The sequence below is a fragment of the Sphingomonas asaccharolytica NBRC 15499 genome (assembly GCF_001598355.1).
Lineage (GTDB): Bacteria > Pseudomonadota > Alphaproteobacteria > Sphingomonadales > Sphingomonadaceae > Sphingomonas > Sphingomonas asaccharolytica.
Window position 1 is genome coordinate 42,538 of the sequence record NZ_BCYU01000023.1, and the last position, 14,362, is coordinate 56,899.

Consider the following 14,362-nt stretch of genomic DNA (forward strand, 5'->3'; position numbering starts at 1 on the left):
TTTGGTGCCTCCACGGCAACTCAACCAGTTCGGACCAATTTCCGAGCAAGGGCCGGATTGACAGGCGCGATCAAGATGGACACGACGCCGTGAGACGGGGGTCGTGATGCAAATCAAAGTGCCGGAGAGCTTGCGTCCGGTTTGGGACTTAGTGGTTCACATCGTCATCGGAGCCATTATGTTGGGCGGTATCTTGGTGGTGGAACTGCTCCTTGCTGGATTCATTAAGCTGATCGGTATGGCACCGTTCGCTCCAACGTGGTTTCCGGCCGCTTCGGAGGTGACCGAGCGAGGCCTATTTGCATTCGACGTGCTAATCGGGTTTCTGTTTCTGCTCACCGAACTCATCAAATTCGGCAAGAGCTCTTGGCGCGAGGTTCGTGATGGTTGATAGCGATAAGCAGGCGCCCCGCGGCCACGAAGGCAGCTTCGTGATTGACGGCAACTACATTAAGCGTGAATTAGCAGAGGGTGCGCGCACCTTCCTTGCGCCGCTGACAGGGCTGTACAAGGCAGTAACGTCGGGCACGGTGCGCTATCCATCCACCTATTCGACGGGCAAGGTGTCTAGCCGCAAGGTTTACGCCCATGTTCGTCGGAAGGCGAAGCCCAAGCGGAAGAGGGCGTAATAACCCGCAAGCCCGTGTCTCAAGGGCGTGAGAGCTTTGGCGCCGGAAGTCAGCGTTACAACCCCTCGTATCGATCAAACCCCTTCGACTTCACATAGCTCGCAGGGTTGAGATACGCCGGCACAGCGCGCGGCTGCACGGGCTCCGCAAAGGTGCAGGCCAGCGCGTCAGCATCGTCCGGCGACGGGAGACCGCGCGCCTTCATATGCTCTTTGCGCTCAAGCTGGATTTGCTGCTCAGCGTTGTACCCGTACTCTCGGCCGGTCAGATCATCGAACACCTGTTGCTCGTCAGGGATCGCGCCGGTGTTGAGCCAGGCCCGCATTGATGACCATATCTCAGCCGACTTGTTCGCGGTCGCGATGCGTACGCCGGCAGCCCATTCCGCCTCTCTGCCCTTCCCGCCGAAATTCACTTCAATCACGTTGGTGAAGCCAAGCTGGCGAAGCCGATCGACGACACCGGCGCCCATCGCGCCTACGTCAACGAAGATCGCGTCCGGATGCCATAGGTTCGCCTGGGTGGCGATATCACCCGCGACCAACATCGTGTCTTGTCCCTGCCACCGCTTCCACGGTCGCGACCGAGCATCCTTCCCGCAGCGGATGGCCAAGGTCGAATGATCGTCGCCGAACCGGGCACAGTCGACCCCGAAGATCACAGGATCGCTCGGCAAGTGCGTCGCAGCCCGTTTCTGTGCCGCCGTCGCCACATCGGACGCGATGAACTGCATCGACGACGCCGCAGGGAACTGCCCCCTGACCCGGACCTTGGCGATATCGCTGTCTTCGCCATAGGTGCGGATGATCTCATCCAGATAAGCCTTGTTTGTGCCCTCCACTTCGCGGCTGTCGAGCTGCATCACGGCCCACAGATTGCGATAGCGCCCGAAGCACTCGCGAAACTTGCCCGTGTTCTTCGTCGGGTTCCCGAACGCCAGCCAGATGATGATCGTGTCTTCGTCGGTCAGGGCGCCCAACGTCACTTCCCACACACGATCGTCGATGCCGCTGGCTTCGTCATAGATCACGACGATGATCCGGCCCTGATTGTGCAGGCCGGCGAACGCTTCGAGATTGTTCGCGCTCCACGTCACCAGATCGGCGCGCCAATTCTTCTCATGGCCCGGCGCAGTGGAAACGATGGACGTCGCATTACACTTGGTCATCTCGGCCGTAAGCGCCATCCCGCACCACTTCGCCAGCTCGGGGCCGGTCTTGGTAAGCAACTGGCTTTCGGTGTTCGCGGTGATGACGACGCGGGCATCAGCGAAGCAGTCCATAGCCCACTTGGCGATGATGGATATTTCTGCGGACTTCCCGACGCCGTGGCCAGATGCGACCGCGAGCCGGATCGGATGATACCGCGTCGCTGGGTTTCGCAGGCGCGATCCAATGTAGTCGAGACATTCGCCCTGCCACTCCCGCAGCCCAGGCGCCGGCAGGATGGGCGATCCCCAAGGGAAGATATATTCGGCATAGCCGCGAGGGTCATATTTGAACCCTTGCAGGCGCTTCACCAGAAGCTCTTGAGCCTCAATCTCGGCCTGATCCATACCGGCTTTCTGCCGCTGCCACACGCTCGGCAAGCGATCCCCTTACGTTGACGTCCAATTGATCCTTGAACATGCCCAGGTGACGGCCGATCGCGACCAGCGCGGCTTGCTTGTCGTGCAGCTTCACCTTGAGCGCGCCGTCTTTCGTCTGGCTGATCTCGGAAATCGCGGCGGCGGTATCGTCGTCAAGTTGCCCGCTGTCGAACAGCGTGACGAGGTTAGCGACGCTGATCTGGACGTCGCCTGTTTCCTCGCTCTTGCTCTCGTCCATCTGGGGATCATTGCCCGTCCATTTCAGCAGACGGCGCATGTCCGCGAAGCCAATCTTGGCCAGCTCTTGCAGCACGCGATCAGCGGTGATTTCGGTGCGCTCGGACCGCCGTTGCTGAGCAGCGCCAATCGCTGCGGCGACCTTAGGGTTGTTTAGGAGCTTATGCCCTTCAACACCGCACACGTTGTCGTTGCCCGAATAGCCAGCCGCTCGGTATGCGCGGGTGGCATTCAGGTCGATGAGGTATTCCTGGACGAAGCGCTGTTGCTTGGGCGTCATGCGGCAACCTGCCCCACGAGAGACAGGACGCCGCCGTCCCCTTCCCGGCCGTCACAATATTCAACGACGATGGCGCCGCCGCTGTATGGGTCACGCTCGCAGGCAGCCGCCACGGCCCTGGCTGGCGGTGCACCAGTGGCCATCGCGCCGTAGGCATAGTCTTGACCCGTCCCGCAGGCGCATGGAGCCGGCGTGCGGATCTCGCGCCCCTTGTGGTCAACCCAGTCCACCGTTCCGTCTGGGTTGAGGATCAGGCCGACGAAGCGGTCCGACGAGATCGGGCAGTCGCCGCCCTTGTCATTTTCCAGCCAATCGATCCACGCACGCACATCGAAGCTGTTGCCCGCCCCACCAACGATACGCCCATCCTTCAACCGAAACACCTTGCGGCGCTCCTTGTCGACGATCGTATCCGTATGATCGAGACATAGGCCATCGCCGGCCATGCTCTTTCCGTCCGTGGCAATCGTAGTCATTGACGCCCCCTACCCGGCAAGCGCGGCACGGTGAATCGAACCACGTGCGCGCCAATGGGGAAGCGTCTCGGTAGAGCGCGCCGTGCTCTTTCCTGTCGCAGAAACCCTGACGACGCGACTCCGCTGATAGCGGATGACGCTAATCTTCCCGAAGGCCTCAAGCTGGCGGACGTGATAGACCAATGTCGACAACGACGCGTGGCCGGTCAGTTCGGCCAGTATCTCACTGCTCGGACAGATATCGTCACGCTCGGCCGCGCGCGAGATCGCTTCCAGAATAATCCGTCGCGATTCCAGCGGACCAGCCCTGTGGTCCGCTTGAAGGTCCATCATGTATGCCGGGACCGGCTTCGGCGTGTTAAATCTAGGTTCCATTGTGCGCCCCGCTCATTGGCGGCGCCGGCCATTTGTTCAGACCGACGCCGCTCAGATCAATTGTTCCTACCAGTGGTGGCGAGCCTCATCCGAAGACCGCCCCCATTTCTTCTAGCCAAGCGTTCGCGCTCTGATCCGGGATCAGGTCGACAAGGCGAAACCCGTCATTGCCGATCACTTCATCAATCGACCTGGGACCGTAACGACTGGCGAACATGCCGAAGGCGGCTTTGACGTAGCGCGATACCTCCGCTTCAATCCGGTCCTCGCGCAGCTTTCCTTCGATAATCGCGAGCGTCATTTCGCTAACGACTTCATCGACAATGTCGGGCGCGAGCCCCCAGCCGATCGCCTCTCGGATTCGGATCATCGTCGGGTGACGACGCATGGGAGGAAACGCCTTGGCCGCTGGTCGCGCCTTCTTCGGGCGCGGCGGGCGCTTAATCCCCCGTTTCCGCCACCACCTGGATATCGCTTCGGCTGAAACTCCTTGCGATGCCGCGATCTCTCGCGTCGGCACGGCGGCCAAGACTTGGCGGGCTCGCTCTTGCCGAACATCAGCTTTGAGATGGACGGCATCGGGGCGGTTGGTCGGCAGATTGTGCGTCACGCGCCAAAGACGGATCGCCACACGATGAACGCCAGCGTGGCGCGCAATCTCGGGGTCGGACGCGCCTTGGCGATAGAGCGCCAGACGCTGTTCGTGATGTTCGGGTGCAAGGTGCCTCATTATGCTGCCTCCTGATAAATCTGGCTGCGCCACACGGCGCGCGGCGCTGCGTGCGCGGGCGGCACGCGGGTATTCTGATAACGCGACACAACGATCAGTTTGGCCTTCGCGGCCCGCAGCGTAACGGCGCCCCAAGCCCGGCCATCAGGTGGCGGGGGCAAACCTGCCTCAGTCGCCCAGACCCGAACTTCCTCGGTCATGAATTCGAAGTGCGTCAGCGCATAGCCTTCGAGCATTTCGAATGCCCGGTCACTCCAACCGGGATCTACTCGATCGGCATGGTCGACAGCTTGCTTGATCCCGATACCAGCGGCTTCGGCGGCGGGGCCGGACGCGGCCGAGTAACTGAATAGATCATCGCTCATGATCAATTTCCTTTCAGGGGCGCGAGGGATTGGGTCAGTTCGTCGGGTTGGGCATCAGCCCAGTCGGTGCCGACGACTGGGGGAATGTGGACACCGACCACCTCTGGCCCGCCGGGCGTCATCTTCGCGCGCCGCGCCAACTCGAATGCAGCAGCTTGCCCAACGAAATTGGCGTCGTTGTCGCCGAAAACATGCAGTTCGCGGACACCATCCGGGATGGCGAATTTCTTGAGCTTGCCGGCATCGATCAGCGACCAGCACATGATCCCGAACCGCTGTTTCACTGCCAGCGCGGTTTCGAGCCCTTCCGCAACGCCCAGCCGCCCATCGTGCTTCCCAAGCCTAATCGCGGCGTCGTCCGGGAGCGTTCCCGGCATCATCTTGCGCGGTTCTTCAATCGCCGACTTCCGACCGTTCTCGAGAAAGGTCCGATGAACGTTGATGTGATTGCCCTGACTATCAGTCACCAACGCGAGCAGTGCCGGCAATGATCGGCGGGTCGGGTGGCCAACAACATGCGCAGCCGGATGAAAGCGCAGCGCTGTGGGATATTCGCCGCTCAATCCACGTAGCGCCAGGTACGTGCCCGCATCATCCCGGAACACCGGGGAGGCCTGCGCCCATAGTGCGCCCGCATTCCGTTGCTGCCGATCGCGGTCGGGAGCAACGCGTGGCTCGTCTGCGGACGTCTCGCCAAGTCGCTGCCGAATGTCAGCCGCAACCTCAGCGAACGACCGGCCCGTCTTGAGCATGACGAGCTTGACCCCGTCACCGGCGCCGCAGTTACCGCTGCATATGAACGTGCCCCGGCCTTCCTTGTCGTCAAACCGGAAGCGGTCCTTACCCTCACAGATCGGGCATGGCCCGTGCTTGCCAGTAAGGAAGCCGTCGCCGATTCCGTACATTGGGAGGATCGAGCGCCAGCGGTTTTGGGTCTGTGATGATAGTTCAGGCTTCATGCCGCCTGTTTCTCCCTGCCTTTGACGTATCGAATGGTGTGGCCGCGCACGAAGTTGAGCACTTCCTGAGAAGGCGGCTTGCTGGCGGACTCGTCGATGCCCCTGGGCCAGACGCCGAACCGCTTGCGGTAGGTGTTGGCTACCCAGCCGGCGGCGTAGTTGCGGCCCCGTTGGATCGACCGCAGCATCGCGTGCCAATCCTGCTTCTCTTCCAGTGTCGCGCGCTTTTTGGTTTTGGTGATCTCGACCAGGAAGCCATCAGCTTCTTCGACGTCGGATTGCTTTTCAGGCTTGAACCCGCATGCCGGACATTGATGGACCTTGGCCGGTTTCAGGTAGGAACAGGCCGAGCACTCCTTGGGCAGCGGCGCCTCGTTGACGCGCTTTGCCCGCTCGCCCTTCTCGGCCTTGCATAGCTCTTCGTGCCGGATGTCGGTTGGGAACCCCATGCGCAGGGTGTTGTCTGCGTGATCGAGGATGACGCAGTCGGGGATGCCATCGTTCACCCGCAGGCCGCGCCCCACCATCTGGACGAACAGCATTTCCGACTTCGTCGGCCTCGCCAGAATGATGCAGCCTAGCGCCCAGTCGACGCCCTTCGTCAGGCATCCGACGTTGGCAACGCCCTTGATCTCACCACGATCGAGTTGATCGCGGATAAGCTTGCGCTCCGTTCGGTCCGTGTAGGCGTCGATGTAACCCCACGGTATCCCGGCCTCGATAAAGCGGGTCTTGACCTTTTTGGCGTGCGCGCGATCGACGCAGAACGCGACGGTCGGGCGGTTATCGCCCAGGGATTTCCATGTTCGGACAATGTCCGCGATCAGCTTGGCGTCGCTCATCACGTCCGCGAGCTGGCCTTCGTGGTAATCGCCGCGGTCGATTTTGACGCCCGACAAATCGGGATGCGCAGAGGCGAACACCCGGAACGGCGAAAGCAATTTCAGGTCGATCAGCTCACGCATTGTGATGGGCGTGACCTTTTCCTCATAGGTCAGGCCCAGACCTTTCGCCCACGGCGTCGCCGACAGCCCGATGAAGGGAGTGTCAGCCCATTCGCCGCTCTGCATGATCCCGGTCAGCCATGCGTCTTGGCAGTGCGCTTCATCGACAATGACCAGCCCAATGCCGGCAGGCATGCCGCGCCGTCGAAGCGTTTGCACCGATGCCACCTGAATAGGCTTCGACCAGTCTGTCATCGGATGATCGGCCTGGATCACCCCGATCCCGGTCAATCCCTCCCTGTAGAGGGCTTCCACCGTCTGATCGATCAGGCTGATCGCATCGACGATGAACAGGCAGCGGATGCCTTTCAATCGCGCCGCTTCGATCATGATCGCGGCAATGAAAGTCTTGCCCGCGCCAGTGGCGAGTTCGAGTATCAGCCGGCGCTTGCCGCGACGATACCCGTCGCGCAGCAGCGCCACCGCTTTGGTTTGATGCTCGCGGGGGTCGCGCATCATCCGCGCGCACTCCCTAACTCAATAACATGAGCGCTGTTATGGCTAGGACCCTTATCTAGACCTTCACCTTTAGCTTGCGATCCAGCGGGGAGTCCGTCTGGGTTTCCTTGTGGGATCGCCCGAGCATTCCTTGCGGGATCGCTGCGGGAAGTTTTGAGCTTCGCCAGAATCGGCGAGTCCGGGGCCAATCGGGCCAGCGCAGCGGCGGCCTCTTCTAATTGCCGTTGAATATCGGCGGCATCAATTTCTCGGCCCCAGCGGGCCGCGTTACCTAACGCGCTGCGGGCTCGACTGGTAAGGCGACCGATCCAGGCACCCAGTACCTTTTCGGCCGTGACAGGGTGGTAGTACCGGCCATCGGCGCAAAGCTCCCAGCCGCGCAGCACGGTCTCGGCCGAAGCGGACCAGCGCTCGTTCGGTATCCGGGCCTTGAATGCCAGGACGCGCGGATCATCCGGCAGCGATCCCGCAGGGACTTCTTCGTACGCAGCGAGATAAAGCAGGATTGCGCCGCGAAACTCCTCAGCCGAAGCCACCGCCGCCAGCGTACTGGTCGACAACGTGCGATCGAGAAGCACGCCGGGGAGATCGCGCAGATCGCAGTCGGCAGGGACCATCGGTTCCCGCGCCGCTGCTTTGCGCCTGCCCAAAGATTGCCCGCCTCGCGCCATCTCGCTCAGCAGGCCTCAGTGCGTGGCTGCCAACGAACGAACAGGTCGTGGAAGCGGCTTTCCGCGACTGCATACTGGTTGATCCAGGCGCAGTCCCAGAACAAGCGAGGCTCGGCCAACCCCTGCCGCACAAGCAGGCGAAACGCGTTCCACGCTTCCTCTACCTCTTGGCCGTTCGGCCGCAGGTGTCCGACTGCACCCATTACGCTGCCTCGGCGCTAAAAGCCTTGGTCAGGTCAGACTTGCGATAGAAGAGGCGGCGCCCCTTCCGGATGACAGGCAAATGGCCCGCCTCGGTCATCCGATAAACCGCACGCGGTCCACCGCGCAGCTTGAGGAAGGCAGCAGCGCCCTGGGCGCCTTCCAGCAGGTCGTCAGAAAGCTCTTGCATGTTGCATCCTATTCCGTCTATTACCGTTCTGTGCTTCCAAAGGCGGCTTGAGAAAGCGGCAACCGTTCTTCTGCCAGAATGTGCCGTTGGGCGCAAGCCCCACGCGTGGAACGATTTGAGAACGCCGCGCGCGCGGCGGCTAGGAAGGGACTATGACTGAGTTCAATTTCAGCCAGGTCGACGCAGTGTTGTCTGCCTTAAACGGCATCGCGATCGACAAGCGGATTGCTTTCATGGGAAGGCTTAAGTTCCTGCTTAAGAACGGACTTCCTACCGGAGAGCGACCGGGCAAGGGTAAGGCGGCGTCCTACTCCTTTTGTGACCTGATGCAGCTCGCCATTGCGGTTGAGTTGATGCAGGCAGGTATGGATCAAAAGCGTGCCGCGTCACTCGTGAAGCACAACTGGTCTGCGCTGCGCTCGACCGTCTATCTCAGCACTTTCACCCAAGCGGAGAGAGTAGAGGCAGCGTCCGAAGGCTATGGAGCCGACGAATTTACCGAGGGCACCGATTGGCTCTGGATGATTGACCTAGAGGCTCTCGCTGAACTCACCGCGCATGGTGTTAGCGAGTACGACGACTACGAAGCGATCCGCCCGGTTCCGGCTGCCGACGCCTCAAAGCACCTTTCGGTTGCAGGGTCGGTATTGAGCAAGCGCAAGCGAACCCTGTTCATTTATGGCGGGTCGCTGACGCAGTACGCAGTCCACCTGATCGCCTTCCAATTGAAATTCGCCAGCGTCGCAGAATTGCGCGATGATCTTCTGGCCGAAGAGGATGAACTGCGCCGCAGCATCGAGGGTCTGGACGATAAGCTGCGCGAATTTCGGGCGAACCTTACTGACGAGAAGCGTGCGGAAATTGCCCAAGCCTTTCGCGATGCCGACAGGGCGGATTACTCCACGAACCCGCCCACTTCGTCTGCGGCGCTAGAAGCAAGGGCGCGTGAAATGATGCCCCGCCTATCCCCCACGGCGCGGGCGATGATCGATGAATATAGCAGCACGTTCGTTCGCAACGGTGTCGTTCACTTCCTAATTGACACCGACGCCAAGCGCGAGGGGATGCACGAGCTAATAGATTTTGGTGTCTTTGAAGCCTTCGAGACGACCGACGATCTGTCGGCGTTCAGTTTCGAACTCTCACCATTCGGGCAAGCCGCTCTGCGTATTGCTGCCGAAGTTCCCGGAGGATCGGATGTCGATCAGGAAGCGTGAATGGACGACGCCGCGCGGCGAGGCCCGCACGGCATGGCTGGTCGATTATCGCGACCCGCAGGGCAAGCGCCGCGCCAAGCAATTTGATCGTAAGAAGGATGCGGAAGCTTGGGCCACAACTGCCAAGCATGAAGTGGCAACAGGCACGCACACGGCCGACAGCCAGAGTATCACGATCGCGAAGGCCGGTGAAAACTGGCTCGCCAGAGGCGCTCGGGAGCAATTGGAGCAGTCGACGTTGGACGCCTACGGCCAGCACGTTAAACTCCATATCAACCCGTTCCTGGGTGCCCGAAAGTTAAGCCAGCTCACCCAGCCGATGGTCGAGAAGTTCCGCGATGACCTACTGGACGGCGGCCGATCGCGACCAATGGCCAAGCGCGTGCTTGGCTCGCTCTATTCGATCATCAAAGAAGCGAAGCGTCTGGGCTACGTGTCCAAGAACGTCGCCGAGGACGTAACGGTCAAGGTTAGCGGTCGCGATAAGGCCAAGATCGTCCCGCCGTCGAAAGAGCATATCCGACTGCTGATCGGCGCCGCCAAGGGCGGGCGACCAATGGACCTGCCGATGGCGCTGGTATTCGTGTTCGCAGGGTTGCGCGCTTCCGAATTGAGGGCGCTCCCGTGGCCGAACGTCGATTTACAGCGGGCCCAGATAACCGTCGATCGTCGCGCCGACTTCCAGAACGTCATCGGCCCGCCCAAGTCGCAGTCGGGCTTCCGCACGATCCCGATCCCACCGATGGTCGTTGCGGCGCTGCGCGTCTGGAAGCTGGCGTGTCCGCCCTCCCCCGATAGGCTGGTGTTCCCCAGCCAGAAGGGGACGCCGATCTTTCACGCCAACCTCGTTATTGGCTTCCAGGAGCCATTACAGATCGCGGCGGGGCTATGCCGACCGAGCATCAAAAACGGCGCGCCTGCGGTGGACAAGGACGGCGCGCCCCTCATGGAGGGCCTCTACGGTCTGCACGATCTACGGCACGCCTGTGCCTCGTTGTGGATCGAGCGCCGGGTTGACGCGAAGCGCGTTCAGACGTGGATGGGCCATAGCTCGATCCAGATCACATTCGACACTTACGGCCACTTGTTTGCCGCGCTGGATGATGACGCGGCGGTCATGGGCGAACTCGAAGCGGCAGTGATGACAGAACCGAAAAGCGCCCCTAAGGCCATTGCCTAAGCGCCCCTTGTTGCATCTCGCTTGCGCGTGTGTGCAACAAGGACGCGACACGAGCCCGGAAACCCGCAGAAAACCGTGCTTCATGCACGTTCTCTGACTCCGTCAATTGAGGTTCGAATCCTCACGGGGCATCCAGCAATCTTCAGATAAGCAGGCCGTCATCGCAGCCGTCCGCGCTCGCGGAGTCGCGTGGCGCTGTTCCCGTGCGAGGGCATCCGTCTGCGGACGTTCGGCTAGCCAAAGCCAAAATGCGACTCTAAACGATCGGCATGACCATGCGCGCGATTCTCGACGTAGCGGCCGGGCGGCTTCGCCCGGTCCTTGCGCGCGCACGAATGCGGGATACCCAGGCGCGAATTAGCATCAGCCGGATCGGCTGATCCGGCGCGTCGTCGGCCGGGCGCGATCGAGCGCTCCGCCGTTCCTGCCAAATTTCGTGAAAGTTGTTCAGCGTGCCTCATGGTCAAACTCGCGCCCAACGTGCGCCCAAAACTACTCGTCCAAACCTCGTCCGGCTGCATGTCAGCGGCGACATCTGCCCCAATCTGCTGCCGCGCCTGCTCGGCCTGGTCGCGCAATTCGACGAAATTCCGTACGGCATCGCGCTCACCCGGCACCGGGCCAGCCTCAAACTCTCGATCGACCTCGGCCGGCTGGCGGATGCACGCGCGGAAATTTTGCTCAACAAGGTAGCGGGTATTCCGACGGTGCGCGGCGCGCGACTCGTCGAATTGCGGCGCGACTGATGCGTCGCCGTCCCCAAGCGTGGGTGCTCCTTAGCGCCAGCCCGCGCTGCGCGCCGCTTCTTCCGCCTTGGCGTCGAGCGGCTCCCCGGCCATCATGTCCTGCGCCGCGGCCATAAGGTCGGGATCGGGCGATCCCGCCTGCGCATAATCGCTACGCTGTGTCGTCGATCCCTGCTGGGTGCGGCGCAGCGCCCAGCCCGAGGCGTCGCGACAGGCAATGCCGTCCGTAGCGCTCGAACTGAACACCCGGCAATAGGAACCCTGTTTATCGCGGAAGCTGACCGCCACCTTCACGGCCCCGTCGGCGCCACCGACCTGATCATTAAGAGCCGCGGCGAGCGATCCCGAAGCGTACAGCCCGCCTGCTCCCGAGGAAACGGGACCATGCGGCACCTTCAAGCCGACCACCAGCCCAAGCACCAGGCACGCCGCCAATGCGGCCGCCTCGCGCCACCGCGTCAGGATCGGGCGCCTCCTGGGCGCCGGCAAGTCGACGACATTGTTTTTCAAGAGAGCGGAAAGCTGGTCGGGAATCGGCTCGTCGGCGATCGGCGCAAAGCTGTCCGAGATCCGCTTGCGCAGCGCCCGATGCCGTTCGACCTGTTGGGCAAGCGCCGGATCGTCGGCGATCGCGCGCTCGACCCGCTTGGCGTTGAGCGGATCAAGCTCGCCATCGGCATAGGCCATGAGCATTTCGGGCTCGATCGTCATGCCGCTTCTCCGAGATCGAGCATCAGCGCCTGACGACCGCGCACCAGCCGCGAGGTGAGCGTCCCTATCGGGATGTCGAGCACCTCGGCCGCTTCCTTGTAGGCAAGGCCTTCGACCAGCACGAGCGCGACCGCCTCGCGCTGTTCATCCGGCAATCGCCGCATCGCCGCTTCGACCTCGCCCAGGGCAACACGCGCTTCGGCACCGCCGTCACTGCCCATTCCTGACCCGGCCTCGGCATCAACAAAGGTTTCCGACGCCCTGCCGCGAGCACGGCCGGTATCGATCCAGGCATTGCGCATGATGCGGTACATCCAGCTGTCCAATCTTGTTCCAGGCTGCCACGATCCGCGCGCGAGCAACGCCTTCTCGACCGTCATTTGACACAGATCGTCAGCGTCCGCCGCGTCGCGGGCGAGCGCACGCGCGAACCGCCGCAAGCGCGGCAGCAAGGCGAGCATCTCGTTTTCGAAAGCGGCCAAGCCAATTCCCTTCGTCTGGATGAAACGGATGGCGTCGCCCGTTTAATCCACGCAGAATGATTTTTGCCAGGCGAAAGGATTTGCGTGCTCCGTCACATGGCCATTGCCTTGATCGCGCTCGCCGGCACGACGACGGCGGGCGCGCAGCTCGTGCCCAGGCTGCCCAGCCTCCCGCTCGAGGTGCCGAGCCTGCCGGCCGCGCGGGGTTTGGCCGACGACGTGCTCCGCGCGCCCGCGGACGCGGCGCGCATGCTCGATCAGGCCCGCCGCGCCGCGATCGCGCAATTGGTCCGCGACAATCCCGGCCGTGTCGCGCTCGACCCGGACGGTTTTCCGGCGCGCGCCGGGGAAGTCGTCGTCGACGATCCGACGGACGCGGTGATCGCCGCGGCCATCGCCAAGGGATATCGGGTGATCGAGCGTGGCGACGTGCTGGGCGTGAGTTTCGCTCGCCTTGCGGTTCCCGGCGGACAATCTCTCTCGTCGGCGATAAGAGAGATACGCAGCCTTGGCGGCGAGGTGAGCGCGGATCAGCTCCACACGCCAAGTGGAGCCACCGACGGTCGTCCCGCTCCGGTTGCCGGCGGCGACGGCACGCTGATAGGCGTCATCGATGGCGGCGTTGCCGGGGCGGCCGTCTCCACCGGATTCGCCGCCGGCGCTCCGCGCGACAATGACCATGGAACCGCGGTCGCATCGTTGATCGGCGGTTCGGGTAGTGTCCGAGGCGGCTTACCTGGCGCGCGCATCGCCTCGGCGGACGTCTATGGCAGCGATCCCGCGGGCGGCAATGCAACCGCGATCGCAAAGGCGCTGGGCTGGATGGTTCAGCAGCGCGTGTCGGTGGTGACGGTCAGCCTGGTCGGCCCGGCCAATCCCCTGCTGGCAAAGGTCGTGGCGGCGGCACAGGCGCGCGGGCTCGTGATCGTGGCGGCCGTCGGCAACAATGGGCCCGCCGCGCCACCTGGCTTTCCCGCCTCCTATCCGGGCGTGATCGCCGTGACCGGGGTCGACGGACGCAACCGCGTGCTGATCGAGGCCGGGCGCGCGAGCCATCTCGATTATGCGGCGCCCGGTGCGGACATGTTGGCGGCGGGGATTGCCGGTCGGGTCTTTCGGGTGCGGGGAACGTCTTTCGCCGCGCCCCTGGTCGCGGCAACGATCGCTCGCTTCTATCCGTCGCCATCACCCATCGCCATTGGTGCCGCGCTCAAACGCGTAGACGCCCTCGCGCGCGACCTGGGACCGCGCGGACCCGACAAAACTTATGGCCGCGGCCTGGTCTGCGACGTGTGTCGGACGCCCGCGAAATAATTTTCCGGGCCGCAGGATTAAAACCGCATCGGGCTCCGTTCTCCGGGCAGAAACAAGGAGAACGATCATGATGAAGATCCTGTTTGGTGCGGCAACGCTCGCGATCGCGGTCGCCGCGACCCCGGCATCGGCGCAGCTGCTTGGCGGCGGCGGCGGTCTTGGCGGCACCCTCGGCGGCACGCTCGGCGGGGCCACCGGATCGCTCGGCGGTTCGGGCAATGGCTCGCTGGGCGGTATGATCGATCGCATGCCGGTCGATACCGACACCGCGACCACGACGCGCAGTTCGAGCAGGACCCACAAGAGCGTCGATACCCGCAAGGGAAAGGTCAGCGCATCCAGTTCGAGCTCGAGCGATACCACCGCGACTAACAGCAGCCTGATCGGCGACAACGCACTGACCGGCAGCGGATCCGCAGCGGGCAGCGCCGGCACAGGCGTCGACGCACAGCTGGTCGGCACGGATGCTGTTCGCGGGACCGCCGCGCGCGCGACGGAGGCGACCCGCAACGCGGCGGATCGGGCGCGCAACGCCACCGGCGCGGCGG

Annotated in this window: 18 protein-coding genes and 1 pseudogene; 7 read left to right on the forward strand and 12 right to left on the reverse strand. The window is 62.9% G+C overall.

Going from position 1 to position 14,362, the window contains the following annotated elements:
• Positions 1-106 precede the first annotated feature (106 nt).
• Both SAS01S_RS08550 and SAS01S_RS08555 read left to right on the forward strand, forming a co-directional pair.
• Positions 107-391, forward strand: coding sequence for a hypothetical protein (locus SAS01S_RS08550; RefSeq protein ID WP_066807152.1), 285 nt, complete (start codon positions 107-109; stop codon positions 389-391).
• A complete protein-coding gene (locus tag SAS01S_RS08555; protein WP_066807154.1) occupies positions 384-629 on the forward strand; it encodes a hypothetical protein in 246 nt (81 codons plus the stop codon). Before SAS01S_RS08550 ends, SAS01S_RS08555 begins: the two co-directional genes overlap by 8 nt.
• A gap of 55 nt (positions 630-684) precedes the next feature.
• Here the strand turns inward: SAS01S_RS08555 and SAS01S_RS08560 are convergent, their stop codons facing one another.
• The 10 genes from SAS01S_RS08560 to SAS01S_RS08610 form a co-directional block, all read right to left on the reverse strand.
• Positions 685-2,184 carry a terminase gene (locus SAS01S_RS08560; protein ID WP_066807155.1) on the reverse strand — a complete coding sequence of 500 codons (1,500 nt, stop codon included), beginning with the start codon at positions 2,182-2,184 and terminating at the stop codon, positions 685-687.
• Positions 2,165-2,734, reverse strand: coding sequence for a terminase small subunit (locus tag SAS01S_RS08565; protein ID WP_066807156.1), 570 nt, complete (start codon positions 2,732-2,734; stop codon positions 2,165-2,167). Before SAS01S_RS08565 ends, SAS01S_RS08560 begins: the two co-directional genes overlap by 20 nt.
• Positions 2,731-3,210: a hypothetical protein gene (locus SAS01S_RS08570; protein WP_157082732.1), complete on the reverse strand. Its 480-nt coding sequence runs from the start codon at positions 3,208-3,210 to the stop codon at positions 2,731-2,733. The genes SAS01S_RS08565 and SAS01S_RS08570 overlap by 4 nt, the downstream gene beginning before the upstream one ends.
• Before the next feature lie 9 nt (positions 3,211-3,219).
• Entirely contained in the window at positions 3,220-3,543 is a 324-nt protein-coding gene (locus SAS01S_RS08575) for a hypothetical protein (RefSeq protein ID WP_066807160.1), read from the reverse strand.
• 127 nt (positions 3,544-3,670) lie between these two features.
• Positions 3,671-4,315 carry a hypothetical protein gene (locus tag SAS01S_RS22480; protein WP_169804921.1) on the reverse strand — a complete coding sequence of 215 codons (645 nt, stop codon included), beginning with the start codon at positions 4,313-4,315 and terminating at the stop codon, positions 3,671-3,673.
• Positions 4,315-4,680, reverse strand: a complete 366-nt coding sequence (locus SAS01S_RS08590) for a hypothetical protein (protein ID WP_066807163.1) — start codon at positions 4,678-4,680, stop codon at positions 4,315-4,317. The genes SAS01S_RS22480 and SAS01S_RS08590 overlap by 1 nt, the downstream gene beginning before the upstream one ends.
• 2 nt (positions 4,681-4,682) lie before the next feature.
• Positions 4,683-5,639 carry a DUF7146 domain-containing protein gene (locus SAS01S_RS08595; protein ID WP_084238680.1) on the reverse strand — a complete coding sequence of 319 codons (957 nt, stop codon included), beginning with the start codon at positions 5,637-5,639 and terminating at the stop codon, positions 4,683-4,685.
• Positions 5,636-7,102 (reverse strand): DEAD/DEAH box helicase, encoded by a 1,467-nt coding sequence (locus SAS01S_RS08600; protein WP_066807166.1) that lies wholly within the window; start codon positions 7,100-7,102, stop codon positions 5,636-5,638. Before SAS01S_RS08600 ends, SAS01S_RS08595 begins: the two co-directional genes overlap by 4 nt.
• Positions 7,099-7,719 carry a DUF1376 domain-containing protein gene (locus SAS01S_RS22165; RefSeq protein WP_169804922.1) on the reverse strand — a complete coding sequence of 207 codons (621 nt, stop codon included), beginning with the start codon at positions 7,717-7,719 and terminating at the stop codon, positions 7,099-7,101. Before SAS01S_RS22165 ends, SAS01S_RS08600 begins: the two co-directional genes overlap by 4 nt.
• A gap of 256 nt (positions 7,720-7,975) precedes the next feature.
• Positions 7,976-8,164 carry a helix-turn-helix domain-containing protein gene (locus tag SAS01S_RS08610; protein ID WP_066807170.1) on the reverse strand — a complete coding sequence of 63 codons (189 nt, stop codon included), beginning with the start codon at positions 8,162-8,164 and terminating at the stop codon, positions 7,976-7,978.
• Between the two features lie 152 nt (positions 8,165-8,316).
• Between SAS01S_RS08610 and SAS01S_RS08615 the strand changes: the two genes are divergently transcribed.
• The 3 genes from SAS01S_RS08615 to SAS01S_RS08630 all read left to right on the forward strand — a co-directional run bounded on the left by SAS01S_RS08615 (position 8,317) and on the right by SAS01S_RS08630 (position 11,307).
• Complete coding sequence (locus tag SAS01S_RS08615) at positions 8,317-9,381, forward strand: hypothetical protein (RefSeq protein ID WP_066807171.1); 1,065 nt, start codon at positions 8,317-8,319, stop codon at positions 9,379-9,381.
• A complete protein-coding gene (locus SAS01S_RS08620) occupies positions 9,362-10,561 on the forward strand; it encodes a tyrosine-type recombinase/integrase (protein WP_066807173.1) in 1,200 nt (399 codons plus the stop codon). The genes SAS01S_RS08615 and SAS01S_RS08620 overlap by 20 nt, the downstream gene beginning before the upstream one ends.
• 452 nt (positions 10,562-11,013) lie before the next feature.
• Positions 11,014-11,307, forward strand: a complete 294-nt coding sequence (locus SAS01S_RS08630) for an ACT-like domain-containing protein (protein WP_157082734.1) — start codon at positions 11,014-11,016, stop codon at positions 11,305-11,307.
• Positions 11,308-11,337: 30 nt separating this feature from the next.
• Here SAS01S_RS08630 and SAS01S_RS08635 read toward each other — a convergent pair whose 3' ends face one another.
• Positions 11,338-12,018 (reverse strand): anti-sigma factor family protein, encoded by a 681-nt coding sequence (locus SAS01S_RS08635; RefSeq protein ID WP_066807179.1) that lies wholly within the window; start codon positions 12,016-12,018, stop codon positions 11,338-11,340.
• Positions 12,015-12,479, reverse strand: coding sequence for an RNA polymerase sigma factor (locus SAS01S_RS08640; protein WP_066807193.1), 465 nt, complete (start codon positions 12,477-12,479; stop codon positions 12,015-12,017). Before SAS01S_RS08640 ends, SAS01S_RS08635 begins: the two co-directional genes overlap by 4 nt.
• 105 nt (positions 12,480-12,584) lie before the next feature.
• On the opposite strand from SAS01S_RS08640, the gene SAS01S_RS08645 reads away from it, so the two are divergent.
• Both SAS01S_RS08645 and SAS01S_RS08650 read left to right on the forward strand, forming a co-directional pair.
• The gene (locus tag SAS01S_RS08645; protein WP_157082735.1) at positions 12,585-13,814 is read left to right on the forward strand and encodes a S8 family serine peptidase; all 1,230 of its coding nucleotides are present in this window, start codon (positions 12,585-12,587) and stop codon (positions 13,812-13,814) included.
• Between the two features lie 67 nt (positions 13,815-13,881).
• Positions 13,882-14,362, forward strand: a pseudogene (locus tag SAS01S_RS08650) (hypothetical protein); the annotation flags it as partial.

Bases quoted from the DNA above. Each gene is read 5' to 3' on its own strand.
- SAS01S_RS08550 (WP_066807152.1), top strand. From the start codon at position 107: ATGCAAATCAAAGTGCCGGAGAGCTTGCGTCCGGTTTGGGACTTAGTG.
- SAS01S_RS08555 (WP_066807154.1), top strand. From the start codon at position 384: ATGGTTGATAGCGATAAGCAGGCGCCCCGCGGCCACGAAGGCAGCTTC.
- SAS01S_RS08560 (WP_066807155.1), bottom strand. From the start codon at position 2,184: ATGGATCAGGCCGAGATTGAGGCTCAAGAGCTTCTGGTGAAGCGCCTG.
- SAS01S_RS08565 (WP_066807156.1), bottom strand. From the start codon at position 2,734: ATGACGCCCAAGCAACAGCGCTTCGTCCAGGAATACCTCATCGACCTG.
- SAS01S_RS08570 (WP_157082732.1), bottom strand. From the start codon at position 3,210: ATGACTACGATTGCCACGGACGGAAAGAGCATGGCCGGCGATGGCCTA.
- SAS01S_RS08575 (WP_066807160.1), bottom strand. From the start codon at position 3,543: ATGATGGACCTTCAAGCGGACCACAGGGCTGGTCCGCTGGAATCGCGA.
- SAS01S_RS22480 (WP_169804921.1), bottom strand. From the start codon at position 4,315: ATGAGGCACCTTGCACCCGAACATCACGAACAGCGTCTGGCGCTCTAT.
- SAS01S_RS08590 (WP_066807163.1), bottom strand. From the start codon at position 4,680: ATGAGCGATGATCTATTCAGTTACTCGGCCGCGTCCGGCCCCGCCGCC.
- SAS01S_RS08595 (WP_084238680.1), bottom strand. From the start codon at position 5,639: ATGAAGCCTGAACTATCATCACAGACCCAAAACCGCTGGCGCTCGATC.
- SAS01S_RS08600 (WP_066807166.1), bottom strand. From the start codon at position 7,102: ATGATGCGCGACCCCCGCGAGCATCAAACCAAAGCGGTGGCGCTGCTG.
- SAS01S_RS22165 (WP_169804922.1), bottom strand. From the start codon at position 7,719: ATGGTCCCTGCCGACTGCGATCTGCGCGATCTCCCCGGCGTGCTTCTC.
- SAS01S_RS08610 (WP_066807170.1), bottom strand. From the start codon at position 8,164: ATGCAAGAGCTTTCTGACGACCTGCTGGAAGGCGCCCAGGGCGCTGCT.
- SAS01S_RS08615 (WP_066807171.1), top strand. From the start codon at position 8,317: ATGACTGAGTTCAATTTCAGCCAGGTCGACGCAGTGTTGTCTGCCTTA.
- SAS01S_RS08620 (WP_066807173.1), top strand. From the start codon at position 9,362: ATGTCGATCAGGAAGCGTGAATGGACGACGCCGCGCGGCGAGGCCCGC.
- SAS01S_RS08635 (WP_066807179.1), bottom strand. From the start codon at position 12,018: ATGACGATCGAGCCCGAAATGCTCATGGCCTATGCCGATGGCGAGCTT.
- SAS01S_RS08640 (WP_066807193.1), bottom strand. From the start codon at position 12,479: ATGCTCGCCTTGCTGCCGCGCTTGCGGCGGTTCGCGCGTGCGCTCGCC.